Here is a 14,446-nt window from a genome sequence, read left to right on the forward strand (position 1 = left end):
CATTATAATATACCTGTTTCAGTCTTGTACAATGTAAAAGACTTGAGAAATGTTGATCTTACCGTAGTATACCCTTTCTTTTTATCATGAAAAAGAAAAAAAGATCTATTTCACTAAAAAATCCCCATATGTGATGGGGATTAAACAGATTTACTTTTCATTTCGTCTTCTAGTCCATCTTTCTTCTCGTCTGGCGGGTTGACCAAACACTGATCCAGCACTTCTTGGAAGTGCTTCACAGGCACAATGGTGACCCCTTCAATCTCTTTTAAGATCGACTGCTGGTTGTCATAAGGAATAATGACGGTTGTGGCACCAGCTTGTTTCGCTGCCTTAATCTTCGGTATCACACCGCCGATCGGCTTCACCTGACCCTGCAATCCGATTTCACCCGTCATGGCTGTCAGATGATCGATCGGAATTTGATGTATGGCTGAGAAGATCGCGGTCGCCATAGCAATCCCAGCAGACGGTCCATCAATAGGGGCACCGCCTGGAAAATTAATATGGATGTCATATTCATTTGTCCGAATGCCTAAATTTCGAAGCACCGTTAATACATTTTCAACTGACCCTTTGGCCATACTTTTTCGTCTAATGGATTTCGACTGATTGCCAATGCTTTCTTCTTCTGCAATGTTTGTAATGTTGATACTGCCTTTTTCAAGCGCCTTACAAATGTTCACTTCAATCTCAAGCAGGGCGCCGCTGTTTGGTCCATAAACGGCCAGTCCATTGACTACCCCCACTTTTGGCTTTTCTGGTACTTTTTGTTCATATCTTGGTGTCAGCTGGCTTGAATGAATGACCCATTCTACATCTTCGATCGTGATGTCTTTTCGGTTTTCCGTGACAGCCATACCAGCGGCAATCTGCACCATGTTGACCGCTTCACGTCCATTTTTCACATAGGATGTTAAAAGGTTCAGCCCTTCATCACTTAATTCCTTTTGAATTTTTTGGACAGCCTTGGCAGCGACGATTTTCAGTTCATGCTGGTCAAGGTCCTTAAAGAAAATTTCGAGACACCTTGACCGGATCGCTGGTGGAATTTCGTCAGGTGTTCTAGTCGTGGCACCAATCAATCGAAAATCAGCCGGAAGCCCATTTTGGAAAATATCATGAATGTGATTGGGGATTTGGGTATTTTCTTCACTGTAGTAGGCACTGTCTAAAAAGACTTTCCGATCTTCAAGCACTTTGAGCATTTTGTTCATTTGGATCGGATGCAGCTCGCCAATTTCATCGATAAACAGAACCCCGCCATGAGCATGTGTGACGGCTCCTTGTTTTGGCTGCGGAATGCCTGCCTGTCCCATTGCTCCAGCCCCTTGGTAAATCGGGTCATGCACAGAACCAATGAGCGGGTCTGCGATGCCTCGTTCATCGAATCTCGCGGTTGTCGCATCGAGCTCTACAAAGACCGCATCTTTTTTAAACGGAGAATCAGCGTGACGCTTCGCTTCTTCCATCACAAGACGGGCAGCGGCTGTTTTACCGACTCCCGGTGGTCCGTAGACGATGACATGCTGAGGGTTCGGCCCGCATAGTGCCGCTTTTAGTGCACGAATGCCGTCTTCCTGCCCTACAATATCTTGAAACCCCTTTGGCCGGACTCTCTCTGATAAAGGTTCACTCAGCTTGATTGACCGCATCTTTCTGAGTGCTTCCATTTCTTTCTTTGACTCTTTGTCTATCGTCACCTTTTGTGTGCGCTGATTTCGCAGTAAGTTCCAAAAGTACAGCCCGATGACGATACCAAAGAACAGCTGTATGAATAATACGATTCCTGTCCAGCTCAATCGGTGCTCCCTCCTTCATCTATCGTATGTATTGGTTTCTGTCTGCTAGTATTTCCTAGAGCTGGACGGAATAAACACAACTTCCACGATAAATAAAAAACTCCTGAATCAAAAAGATTCAGGAGTGAGACTACCCTTATGCAGATGTTTTCGTATCTTTATTGACGACTGTGCCGTCCTTTAACACAAGACGCGGCGACTCGCCATCGGCAACCGTTGCACCAGTGATCACACATTTTTCAATATCATCACGTGATGGAAGGTCAAACATCACATCAAGCATGATGCCTTCAATGATTGAACGTAGACCACGAGCTCCTGTTTTACGCTCAATTGCTTTTTTCGCAATTTCGCTAAGAGCATCTTCTTCAAACTCAAGCTCTACATCATCAAGCTCAAGCATTTTTGTATACTGCTTAACGAGCGCATTTTTAGGCTTCGTCAAGATCTCTACAAGTGCTTTTTCATCTAACGGCTCTAGGCTTGCAATAACCGGTAGACGGCCGATGAATTCCGGGATTAAACCGAAGCGAAGCAAGTCTTCTGGGAGTACTTTTGATAGAAGAACTTCTTTTTCAAGATCTTCGATTTTATTTTCCGCACCGAATCCAATGACTTTTTGACCTAAGCGGCGTTTGATGATTTGCTCAATGCCGTCAAAGGCTCCACCACAAATAAAGAGGATATTTGTTGTATCGATTTGAATGAATTCTTGATGAGGATGCTTACGTCCACCTTGAGGCGGTACACTAGCGACAGTCCCTTCAAGAATTTTCAATAGCGCTTGCTGAACACCTTCCCCAGATACATCACGAGTGATAGAAGGGTTTTCTGATTTTCTTGCTACTTTATCGATTTCATCGATGTAGATAATGCCTTTTTCCGCTTTTTCTACATCATAATCGGCTGCTTGGATCAGCTTTAGTAAAATATTCTCTACGTCTTCACCAACATAACCTGCTTCAGTTAAAGATGTTGCATCTGCAATCGCAAATGGCACATTTAAAATACGAGCAAGCGTTTGAGCAAGTAAAGTTTTACCGCTTCCTGTTGGCCCAATCATAGAGATATTACTTTTCGAAAGCTCAACATCATCAATCTTGCTGTTGGAATTGATCCGTTTGTAGTGGTTATACACCGCTACAGCTAAGGATTTCTTCGCATTTTCTTGTCCGATGACATATTCATCAAGAATCTCCCGAATTTCATGAGGCTTCGGAACATCCTTGAATTCAACTTCTTCCTCAGTGCCGAGCTCTTCTTCAACTATTTCCGTGCAAAGCTCGATACATTCATCACATATATATACGCCAGGTCCTGCGACCAGTTTACGCACTTGATCTTGCGTTTTTCCGCAAAACGAGCATTTTAATTGACCTTTTTCCTCGTTGAATTTAAACATTCTTTCACCCCTTATTCTTCTTCACTTGCCTGTAGCTAACAGTCAGCTACCTTTCTGGGTCCAGTATGTATGCATTTTACCATACTTTCCTAAAAGACGGTAATGATGTGTTTCTAACACTGCACATTGAGATATGTATAACAGAAAGATGCGACTTACACTATCGTTTCCAAAAGAAGCGATGATAAGTCAAAAATTGTACAAAACAAGGCACGAGTCACTCGCGCCCTGTTTTATTATTATGCACCATATTAACGGTTTTCTACAAGAAAATCAATTGCTTTGCGAACTTTTAGATCTTCTTTCATTGCGTCAGTAGATCCGATCGCTTGTTTGATATTTTCAATTGGCATGTTGTATGCTTCAGCCATTTTTGAAAGTTCTTCTTCTACTTCTTCATCAGACACTTGTAAGTTTTCTGCAGCAGCAATTGCTTCAAGTGTTAGGTTAGATTTCACGCGTTTAGCAGCATCTTCTTTCATTTGCTCTTTCAGCGCATTTTCATCTTGTCCTGAGAATTGGAAGTAAAGCTCAAGGTTCATTCCTTGCATTTGAAGGCGTTGTTCGAATTCTTTCATCATACGGTCTAGCTCTGTGTCAACCATCGCTTGAGGGATGTCAACTTCCGCATTTTCAGAAGCTTTCTCCACTAGCTCTTCACGAAGTTTACCTTCTGCTTCGTTTTCTTTCGCTTCTTCAAGACGTTTCTTCGTTTTTTCAGTTAGTTCAGCAAGAGTTTCTACTTCTTCATCAGCATCTTTCGCGAACTCATCGTCAAGTGCTGGAAGTTCTTTTGCTTTGATTTCGTGAATTTTCACTTTGAATACAGCTGGTTTACCTGCAAGGTCTTCAGCATGATATTCTTCTGGGAAAGTGACTTCTACGTCTTTTTCAGCGCCTGCTTCAAGACCAACTAACTGCTCTTCGAAACCAGGGATGAATGAACCTGAACCTACTTCAAGAGAGTAGTTCTCAGCTTTTCCGCCTTCGAATGCTTCTCCATCAACGAATCCTTCGAAATCAAGAACAACTGTATCGCCGTTTTCGATTGCGCCTTCTTCTTTGACAACAAGCTCAGCTTGACGGTTTTGCATGCCTTTTAACTCTTCTTGTACATCTTCATCAGTGACAGTTGCGTCGTCTTTTTCTACGTTAAGACCTTTGTAGTCACCAAGTTTCACTTCAGGCTTCACTGTTACTTTTGCAGTGAAGATTAAGCTTTCGCCTTTTTCGATTTTCTCAACATCGATTTCAGGGCGGTCAACTGGCTCGATACCAGCTTCATCGATTGCTTTTGGATATTCAACTGGAAGAAGAATATCTAATGCATCTTGATAAAGAGATTCTACACCAAAACGCTGTTCGAAAAGACCACGTGGTACTTTCCCTTTACGGAATCCAGGGATCGATACTTGCTTGACAACCTTCTTAAACGCATCATCAAGTGCTTTGTTAAATGTTTCAGCATCAACTTCTACAGTTAGGACGCCTTCGTTACCTTCTTGTTTTTCCCATTTTACTGACATGTGTGTTTCCCTCCAAAAATCTATTCAGATTGTGCGTTGTTACATTCTAAAGCATCATAAAGACTTCGTCCAATCAAAAACCACGCACGCCGCTCAAGAAGCGGTATTATGTATACAACATTTGACTTGATTATACATATCGTCTTTCAACCGTTGGAATCTACAACTGCACGATATATGCACAAATACAACCATTATATTATAACATAACAAGTCCGTCTTTCAACTAAATCGACAAATTACAAATAAGAAATTTCTTCAATATCTTTCAGCATTGTGCAAGCTTCTCTCAGCTCTCGTTCATTAAATTCATACAATAGATGCAATTCTTCGAGGTCAATCTCAATCCCGTGCATTTCATAGCCGACTTTATGAAGTGCTGCTGCCCAAAGATTCGGATCTGTGTATTTAGGAAGAAATGGATAAAGCACAAATAAGTGCCGGCGCCATAACTCTTCCACGCCTTGGTAAAGGGTTGGGTTCTCATTGCCGAGTGTGTCATCGAGCTTACGAAGGACTTTGTGAAGCAGCGGCATCTGCTCTGGCTTAACAGCCTCAGAAGGAACAAGCGTTAAAGAATCACCGAATTTCGTCACATGAACCGGCTTTGCCACATCATGATCTGACAGAAGCTGCAGGATTAATGATTTGACCAAAGGGTTTCCATCAGGCTTTTGTAAGATCGTATTTAATAGACCCATGTGTGGTGTGATGTTCCGGTCTTTCAACGAATGGATGAACTGCACCTGCTCTTCTGGCCGCTCAAGCATATCATCTATATTGATTTCACCGGCGCCATCCTCATCTTCATCTAAAATCTTTTCAGGTGATTCGATCATTTTTCTGCTAAATTCGAGCAGCTTGTAAAAATGCTCCGCGCTTTCTGCTGGAAGGTGATTTTCCTCAAGTACTGCCTCAATTGTCTGCTTCACTTCTTCATATTCTTTCAGCTGAATTAAGATCGTCATATACACTTGAAGCACGGTGAAGTAATGACCATATCCCTCATGCAGCATCTTTTCACAAACACGCTTTGCATCCTGCAGCTCGCCCAGCTCCAGAAAACAAATCGCCATGCCGAGGTGAATATCGGATTCTTCATCGTCATCATAAGATTTTGCTTCTGAAAACAAGTGAAGCGCCTCTTGATACTGTTTATCTTTTAATGCTGCCATTCCTTTTTCAATCAGTCTTTCTTTCAGACCAGGAAACAAAATGACATTATCTTTCTTCTTGTCATGTTTCATGCTTACGTTCCTTTCGGGCGCATATTTTTTATCAGTTTACCAACGAAGGTTAGTAAACACAAGTAACGAGAGGTTTTCATGCAAAAAAGAAGCCGTCACACCTCGGGCGGACGGCTTCTTGTAGTTTACGCACGCAGCCAGTTGCTGCGCTTTTCTTCAAATGCTTGAATGTCATCTTCTAGTAGTAAAGTTAATGAAATCTCATCATAGCCATTCAGGAGCATTTCTCTCCAGTGAGGATCCACATCAAAAGGAGTGATATTCCCTTCGTGATCTTCTATTTGCTGTTTTTCAAGATCAACCGTCATCTCATACCCTTTGTTCTCATATGACGCAGCGAATGTTTTCCACACATCATAATCAAGACGAATCGGAAGCATCCCATTTTTAAAGCAGTTTTGGTGAAAAATATCTGCGAATGATGGTGCGATGACAATTTTGAAACCATAATCATCAAGTGCCCAAGGGGCATGTTCCCTTGATGATCCGCAGCCAAAGTTTTCTCCTGCGATCAAAATGGATGCTCCTTCATAAATCGGCTGATTCAGTTCGAAATCAGGGTTTGGGCTGCCATCGGCTAAATACCGCCAGTCGAAAAAGGCAAACCGGCCATATCCTGTTCGTTCAATTCTTTTCAAAAATTGCTTCGGAATAATTTGATCTGTATCTACGTTGATACGGTTAAGCACAGCGGCTTTCCCTTTGTGTGTGACTAAAGGCTCCATCTATGACAACTCCTTACACGACTGTTTTCTCTTGATTAAACTTCCTGACATCGACAAATCGGCCATGTATTGCAGCCATTGCAGCCATTGCCGGGCTGACAAGATGCGTTCTCGCACCTTTTCCTTGACGTCCCTCAAAGTTACGGTTTGATGTGGATGCGCAGCGTTCGCCTTCTGGTACCACATCGTTATTCATGCTAAGACACATACTGCAGCCAGATTCTCTCCATTCAAATCCTGCTTCAAGGAAGATTTCATGAAGACCTTCTTCTTCTGCTTGCAATTTGACGCTTTGAGAGCCAGGCACGACAATCGCTCTGACATGATCAGCTACCTTTTGTCCTTCTATCATAGAAGCTGCTTGGCGTAAATCAGTCATTCTTGAGTTTGTACATGAGCCGATAAACACATGCTCAATCGTAATATCTTCAATACGCTGATGCGGATGAACACCCATGTATTCGTACGCACGAATCGCTTCTTTTTGATCATCCTCTTGTGCAAAATCCTCAGGCCCTGGGATCGACGCATCTACAGGCAGCACCATTCCTGGGTTAATTCCCCATGTGACCATTGGTGAAATCTCATTCCCATCTAAAACAATCGTTTTATCATAGGTTGCACCTGGATCTGTTTTAAGTTCTTCCCATTCTTTAATCGCTGCTTCGAAGTCTTCTCCCTGCGGTGCATATTTGCGGCCGCGGCAATATTCAAAGGTGACTTCATCAGGTGCAATCAATCCTGCTCTTGCACCTGCTTCAATCGACATATTACAAACCGTCATGCGTTCATCCATCGTCATGTTTCTGAATACTTCCCCAGTGTATTCAATCACATAACCTGATCCGAACTTCACGCCATGCGCACCAATGACTGCTAAAATGACATCTTTGGCCGTTACCCCTTTTTGCAGCTTTCCGTCTACTCTAATTTCTAATGTTTTCGGACGCTGCTGCCAAAGCGTTTGTGTGGAAAGTACATGTTCAACCTCACTTGTACCGATTCCAAAAGCAAGTGCACCAAACGCGCCATGAGTTGATGTATGACTATCTCCGCAAACGATTGTTTTCCCTGGAAGTGTCAACCCAAGCTCCGGTCCAACAACATGGACGATCCCTTGGTCTACACTGTGAAGGTCAGCTAGACGGACGCCAAATTCAGCACAGTTGCGCTCTAGAGCACTCACTTGTTTTTTAGCAATCTCATCTTTGATCACAAATCGATTCACAGTCGGGATGTTGTGATCCATGGTCGCAAACGTGTTTTGAGGTCTTCTCACCTTGCGCCCTTTTTGTCTTAATCCTTCAAATGCTTGAGGTGATGTCACTTCATGCACCAAATGCAGATCAATATATAAAAGGTCTGGTTTCCCCTCGCCGCTTTTGACAACGTGCTGATCCCATATTTTTTCGATGATTGTTCGAGGCATAACCCTTTTCCTCCCTCTACCTAATTCCACAAGATTCTATTTATACAATTGTTTTCACGCGCTGCTTGAGTGCGTCTACAACTGCATGAGTGATTTCTTCAGTTGTTTGATACGTTCCCTCTTTTGCCGATAAGTCCTTTGTTCGTTTGCCAGAGGCAAGAACAGCTTCCACAGCTTCTTCTATTGCAGCCCCTTCTTCTTCTAATGCAAAGGATGTTCTAAGCAAGCTAGCTGCCGACAAAATGGTTGCTAGAGGGTTTGCGACGTTTTGCCCCGCAATATCGGGTGCTGAACCATGAATCGGCTCATATAAATGGAGGCCAGTGCTTGATAGACTGGCAGATGGCAGCATACCGAGTGACCCAGTAATCATTGAAGCCTCGTCACTTAAAATGTCACCAAACATATTCTCTGTCACAATGACATCAAATTGAGCAGGCTTATAAATCAGCTGCATGGCGGCATTATCAACGAGCATGTGCTCATATTCGACGTCTGGATATTGAGAAGCCACTTCTTCTACCGCATCCCGCCATAGTTTACTAGAAGCAAGAACATTCGCTTTATCCACAGACGTTACTTTTTTCCGTCTCGTTAAGGCCATGTCGAATGCTTCTTTTAATACACGGACAATCTCTTCCTTTGTATAAAGAAGCGTATCAACCGCAGCTTCTTTTCCTTCTTCATCCGTGTAACGCTCGCTTGGTTCACCAAAATAGAGACCGCCTGTTAATTCACGAACGATGACAAAATCGACTCCGCTAATGTGATCCTGTTTTAACGGTGACGCCTCGCTTAAGCTATCGAACACTTTGACAGGACGGATGTTTGCAAATAAGTCCAGTTGTTTACGAATAGCGAGCAAGCCTTTTTCCGGACGAAGCTCTGGCGGGTTTTGATCCCATTTTGGTCCGCCGACTGCTCCTAATAAAATCGCATCAGCGCTCTTGCATACATCAACCGTTTCTTTTGGGAGCGGATTGTTTTTTTCATCTATTGCGATACCGCCAATGAGCGCCGTTTCGAATTCGAATTCGTGTTGAAATTGAGCCGCTGTCTCTTTGAGGACAGCGACCGCTGATGTCACAACTTCCGGTCCGATTCCATCGCCGGGCAAAAGTGCAATTTTCTTTTTCATGAGAACCTACCTCCTTTCCTATGAAATCGCGTGATGTTTCTCAATTTCAATGAGATTTGATTTAAAGATTAAATGCCTGTTTACTGCATTGACGTAGGCTTTCGCCGATGCTTCCAGCACATCTTGCGCCACACCGCGTCCAGCTGTTTCTTTTCCTTCTATTGAAACAGTGACATATACTTCCGCTAGTGCATCTCTGCCTTTTCCATTCGATTGAATACGGTAGTCTAGCAAATGAATTCTTTCCTCCATACAGCGCTCCAGCGTGTTGTACACAGCTTCTACACTGCCTGCGCCTGTAGCTGCTTCTTGAATGACTTCCTGCGTTTCTTGATTTTTCAGAGAGACCGTTGCTGTTGGCATTTGTTCTGTCCCATAGTGCACTTGAAGACTTTCAAATTCGTAGCCAATTTTTCGATCTGCTACTTTTTCTTCTAATATAATAGAAATTAAATCATCATCAGTGATTTCTTTTTTCTTCTCCGTCAAGTTCTTGAAGGTTTCGAAGAACTTATTGATTTCTTCTTCCGTTAGTTTAAATCCTAGCGTTTTCATACGATCTTTAAACGCATGTCTTCCGGAGTGTTTTCCAAGGACTAGTACATCTGTTGTCACACCGACAAGCTCTGGAGAAATGATTTCATAGGTTGTTTTTTCTTTGAGGAAACCATCTTGGTGAATACCTGATTCATGTGCAAAAGCGTTGTTGCCAACGACTGCTTTATTGCGCGGTACAATCATTCCTGAGTATTTGCTCACTACATCACTTGTACGCTTAATTTCATTCAATTGAATCGTTGATTCGACCTGGTAGAAGTCTTTTCGAATATGAAGAGCGACTGCAATTTCTTCTAAAGCGGCATTTCCTGCACGTTCTCCAATTCCATTAACAGCCGTTTCAATTTGATTTGCTCCATTTTCAATGGCAGCAAGTGAGTTTGCTACAGCCATTCCTAGATCATCATGACAGTGAGCAGACAAGTTGACGCGGTCGATATTTGGAACGTGTTCCTTCATATATTTAAAGATATTGCCGTACTCTTTTGGCGCTAAGTATCCAACTGTATCTGGCAAGTTAATGACACTTGCCCCAGCGTCAATGACCTTCTCTACAATTTCTGCTAAGAAAGCTAGATCTGTACGACACGCATCTTCTGCGGACCACTGGACAACCGGAAAACGTTCTTTCGCGTATTTCACCATTGAGACAGCCTGTTCTACGACTTCTTCACGTGTTTTCTTTAGTTTATGCTTCAGATGAATATCAGAAGTAGCGATAAAGATATGAATTCTTGGTTCCACTCCATCTTTTAACGCTTCCCATGCAGCATCGATGTCACCTTTCACACATCGTGCAAGACCAGCAACTGAACAGTTTTTGATCGTTCTAGCAATTTCTTGTACGCCTAAGAAATCCCCTCGGGATGAAGCGGGAAAACCCGCTTCAATGATATTAACCCCAAGGCGCTCAAGCTGCTTTGCAATGATTAGCTTTTCTTGTGCATTTAAGTTCACTCCTGGTGATTGCTCTCCATCTCGAAGTGTTGTGTCAAAAAAATTAATTTTCCGCACCGACGCTCACCGCTTCCTTTTTCTTTCCTTGTTTGACGAAAGGCATCATTTCACGAAGCTTTCTTCCGACGATTTCAATTTGGTGCTCATTTTCATTTGCATTGATCGCATTGAAACGTGGACGATTCACTTGGTTTTCAACAATCCATTCTTTTGCAAATGTTCCGTTTTGGATATCAGTCAAGACGGCTTTCATAGATTCTTTTACGTTTGCATCCACAACACGCGGTCCTGATACGAAGTCACCCCATTGTGCTGTATCAGAGATTGAATATCTCATGCCTTCTAATCCTTCTTCATACATAAGGTCAACAATTAATTTCAGTTCATGCAGACACTCGAAGTATGCAAGCTCTGGCTGATAACCAGCTTCTGTTAACGTTTCGAAACCTGCTTTCACTAGTGAAGTAAGACCCCCGCAAAGGACCGCTTGCTCACCGAATAGATCCGTTTCCGTTTCTTCTTTAAATGTTGTTTCAAGGACGCCTGCTCTTGCTCCGCCGATTGCTTTTGCATAAGCAAGTGCTTTGTCTTTCGCTTGGCCAGATACATCTTGATAGATGGCAAATAGGGCAGGTACACCAGCGCCTTGCTCATATGTTCTTCTCACAAGATGTCCTGGACCTTTTGGAGCCACAAGATACACATCTACGTCACTTGGAGGAACAATTTGATGAAAGTGAACGTTGAATCCGTGTGCGAAAACAAGTGAGTTGCCTGCTTCTAATTGATCTTTGATTTCTTCGTCATATACTTTCTTTTGCTGCTCATCTGGTAGTAGTACCATGACGACATCTGCTTGTGCTGCCGCTTCTTTTACTGTGAATACTTGATGGCCGTCTTCTTGTGCTTTTGTATAAGATCCGCCTTTTCTCACGCCGACGATCACATCTACGCCGCTTTCTTTTAAGTTCAATGCATGTGCATGACCTTGTGATCCATACCCAATGATAGCAACCTTTTGACCATTTAATACGTTTTCTTGAATATCACCGTTATAATATACTTTTACCATTTGACTCTCTCCTTTTGTTTAGACAATTGAAATTGTTTTATTTGATTGCGGCTTTTGCTGATTATCTCTCGCAAAGGCCGTGGTGCCAGTTCTGGCGACTTCTTTAATGCCGTATGGCTTAAGTAATTCAATGAGTGCTTCAATTTTTGAAGACTCACCTGTCACCTGAATGACGACACTCTCTCTGCTTACATCTACAATAGAAGCTCTAAACGGTTCAATGACCCCTGTGATCTCCATTCTAGATGCCGGTGCAGAAACGACTTTTATCAAAGCCAGCTCTCGCTGAACGATTGATTGGTTTGTAATGTCTGTTACTTTGAGAACATCAATTTGCTTGTTCAGCTGTTTTGTCAGCTGTTCGATGTCTTTCTCTTGGTCTACATGGACGACGAACGTGATGCGTGATACATCTTGAATCTCAGAATGGCCGACCGTAATGCTTTCAATGTTGTAGTGTCTTTTGGTAAAAAGGCCAGTGATTCGGTTCAGTACGCCTGATCGATTTAATACAGTCAACACAATAATTCTTTTCAAGGTTTCACCCCCACCATCTCATGAAGTCCTTTCCCCGGTGCGACCATCGGGAATACTTTTTCATCTCTCGCTACATTGACATCGATGAAAACAGGCTCTCTAGAGGTTAACGCTTCTTCAAGCTTTTCTTTCGCCTCTTCGTCTGATGAGATTCTGATTCCTTTAATGCCATAAGCTTCAGATAATTTAACAAAGTCTGGCTGATCTGAAAATTTAGAATATGAGTAGCGTTCTTCGTAGAAAATTTCTTGCCATTGTCTTACCATTCCAAGGCTGTGATTATTCAGAACAATCACTTTCACTGGAAGGTTCAGCTCACGGATAACGGCAAGTTCTTGCAAGGTCATTTGGAAACCTCCGTCTCCTAAAATCGCCACAACCGTTGCCTCTTGATCAGCCAGCTGAGCGCCAATGGCTGCCGGTAAACCGAAGCCCATCGTACCAAGGCCGCCAGATGTGACCCACTTATCTGCATTTTCAAATGGATAGAACTGCGCTGCCCACATTTGATGCTGTCCGACATCAGTTGCCACAATGGCTTCACCTTTTGTGAATTGATGAATGTATTCAATCAGCTTTTGAGGCTTAAAGCCCTCTGCTTCGTTTTCAACGTACCAGAGTGGATATTCTTCCTTCCACTCATCTAATTGGTTTTTCCATTCATTTGATTCCCCTTGCTTCCCGTCTTGCTTGATCAGCTCTTCAAGGACTAGCTTACTGTCTCCAACAACCGGGATATGGGTATGAATGTTCTTGCCAATTTCCGCTGGATCGATATCAATATGTGCTACCTTCGCATGTTTCGCAAAGTGATTGAGGTTGCCAGTTACCCTGTCATCAAATCTTGCACCGATTGAAATGAGCAGATCACATTGGTGAAGGGCCATATTCGCCGCATATGTGCCATGCATACCAGCCATCCCTAGAAATAGAGGATGCTTTGCTGGGAATCCGCCAAGTCCAAGCAGTGTATGAGCGACTGGGATTTGCTGCTGCTCTACATACTGCCTTAATTCTTCAGATGCTTTGCCATGAAGAACGCCAGCTCCTGCTAGAATGACTGGTTTCTTCGCTCTGCTTACAGCTTCTACTAATTTGCGAATTTGCAAATAGTTCGGCTCGACTTTTGGCTGATAACCAGGTAAATCAATTGGCTGATCGTATTCAAACGTTCCTTCAATGCCTGCCACATCTTTTGGAATATCAATCAAGACTGGACCAGGTCTGCCTGTTGTTGCGATGTGGAACGCCTCTTTAATGACACCCGGTAATTCCTCTGGATTTCTTACTTGGTAGCTGTGCTTTGTGATGGGCATTGTGATGCCGAGCACGTCTGCTTCCTGGAAAGCGTCTGATCCAATGACTGAGGTTGCCACCTGTCCTGTGAAGACAACAAGAGGAAGTGAATCAATCATTGCATCTGCAATTCCTGTGACAAGGTTTGTCGCTCCAGGTCCTGATGTTGCAATGACAACACCCGGTTTGCCAGATACTCTTGCGTATCCTTCTGCTGCGTGAATCGCTCCCTGCTCATGCCTTGGCAGGACATGAAATAAACCAGAATCATAAATTTTATCGTAGATCGGTAAAACCGCTCCGCCTGGATATCCGAAAATGACTTCTACTTTTTCTCTTTTGAGTGCTTCAATTAACATGAGTGCACCGTTCATCGTTTGTGGTGCTTTAGATGTTTCCGTCTCCACTTGTACATTTGTCCCCATTTGATTTCCTCCTCTTTGTCTTGCTTCAGTCAAGTCTTTTCACCCTTTTCTATTCAAGATCGAGATTTTAGACCATATAAAAAAGCCTTCTCACCCCACAATGACACTACTTTTCACTAGGTCAAAGGGGCGAAAAAGCTTTGTTTTTCGCGGTACCACCCTTGTTCACGGCAAAATCTGCTGCCGTCTCATGGACATCTTTCATCCATTTTGGTAACGAGTGAGCAATGTCACTCGGTCTGCCCTACTATCATTTCAAGCAGACACTCAGAGGTGAGTTCACTTTAGAAAGTAACACCGGTTTCCAGCTACCACCGGCTCTCTGTAGATAC

The 14,446-nt window shown here is 43.1% G+C and carries 11 protein-coding genes and 1 other annotated feature (1 of these 12 only partly in view); all 11 genes read right to left on the reverse strand.

Features of this window, described 5'->3' with window-relative positions; genetic code table 11:
- Positions 1–140 precede the first annotated feature (140 nt).
- The 11 genes from lonB to ilvB all read right to left on the reverse strand — a co-directional run bounded on the left by lonB (position 141) and on the right by ilvB (position 14,114).
- Positions 141–1,802 (reverse strand): ATP-dependent protease LonB, encoded by a 1,662-nt coding sequence (lonB, locus tag GKC25_RS12130; RefSeq protein ID WP_342689811.1) that lies wholly within the window; start codon positions 1,800–1,802, stop codon positions 141–143.
- 136 nt (positions 1,803–1,938) lie between these two features.
- On the reverse strand, positions 1,939–3,204 hold the full coding sequence (gene clpX, locus GKC25_RS12135) for an ATP-dependent protease ATP-binding subunit ClpX (RefSeq protein WP_012010785.1): 1,266 nt from the start codon (positions 3,202–3,204) through the stop codon (positions 1,939–1,941).
- 251 nt (positions 3,205–3,455) lie between these two features.
- Positions 3,456–4,730: a trigger factor gene (tig, locus tag GKC25_RS12140; protein WP_060596897.1), complete on the reverse strand. Its 1,275-nt coding sequence runs from the start codon at positions 4,728–4,730 to the stop codon at positions 3,456–3,458.
- Positions 4,731–4,969: 239 nt separating this feature from the next.
- Complete coding sequence (gene ddcA / locus GKC25_RS12145; RefSeq protein WP_342689812.1) at positions 4,970–5,977, reverse strand: DNA damage checkpoint antagonist DdcA; 1,008 nt, start codon at positions 5,975–5,977, stop codon at positions 4,970–4,972.
- A gap of 125 nt (positions 5,978–6,102) precedes the next feature.
- Positions 6,103–6,702 (reverse strand): 3-isopropylmalate dehydratase small subunit, encoded by a 600-nt coding sequence (gene leuD, locus GKC25_RS12150; protein WP_034661698.1) that lies wholly within the window; start codon positions 6,700–6,702, stop codon positions 6,103–6,105.
- Between the two features lie 13 nt (positions 6,703–6,715).
- On the reverse strand, positions 6,716–8,131 hold the full coding sequence (leuC, locus tag GKC25_RS12155) for a 3-isopropylmalate dehydratase large subunit (protein ID WP_034661700.1): 1,416 nt from the start codon (positions 8,129–8,131) through the stop codon (positions 6,716–6,718).
- Positions 8,132–8,171: 40 nt separating this feature from the next.
- Positions 8,172–9,269 (reverse strand): 3-isopropylmalate dehydrogenase, encoded by a 1,098-nt coding sequence (gene leuB / locus GKC25_RS12160; protein WP_095285533.1) that lies wholly within the window; start codon positions 9,267–9,269, stop codon positions 8,172–8,174.
- Between the two features lie 18 nt (positions 9,270–9,287).
- Positions 9,288–10,841 (reverse strand): 2-isopropylmalate synthase, encoded by a 1,554-nt coding sequence (locus tag GKC25_RS12165; protein ID WP_034661703.1) that lies wholly within the window; start codon positions 10,839–10,841, stop codon positions 9,288–9,290.
- Positions 10,828–11,856 carry a ketol-acid reductoisomerase gene (ilvC, locus tag GKC25_RS12170; protein WP_034661704.1) on the reverse strand — a complete coding sequence of 343 codons (1,029 nt, stop codon included), beginning with the start codon at positions 11,854–11,856 and terminating at the stop codon, positions 10,828–10,830. Before ilvC ends, GKC25_RS12165 begins: the two co-directional genes overlap by 14 nt.
- Before the next feature lie 18 nt (positions 11,857–11,874).
- Complete coding sequence (gene ilvN, locus GKC25_RS12175) at positions 11,875–12,393, reverse strand: acetolactate synthase small subunit (RefSeq protein WP_034661705.1); 519 nt, start codon at positions 12,391–12,393, stop codon at positions 11,875–11,877.
- Entirely contained in the window at positions 12,390–14,114 is a 1,725-nt protein-coding gene (ilvB, locus tag GKC25_RS12180; protein WP_034661707.1) for an acetolactate synthase large subunit, read from the reverse strand. Before ilvB ends, ilvN begins: the two co-directional genes overlap by 4 nt.
- A 122-nt stretch (positions 14,115–14,236) precedes the next feature.
- Positions 14,237–14,446, reverse strand: a binding site (T-box leader) (it continues 37 nt past the right edge of the window).

This window comes from Bacillus pumilus (genome assembly GCF_038738535.1).
In the GTDB taxonomy this organism is placed as follows: domain Bacteria; phylum Bacillota; class Bacilli; order Bacillales; family Bacillaceae; genus Bacillus.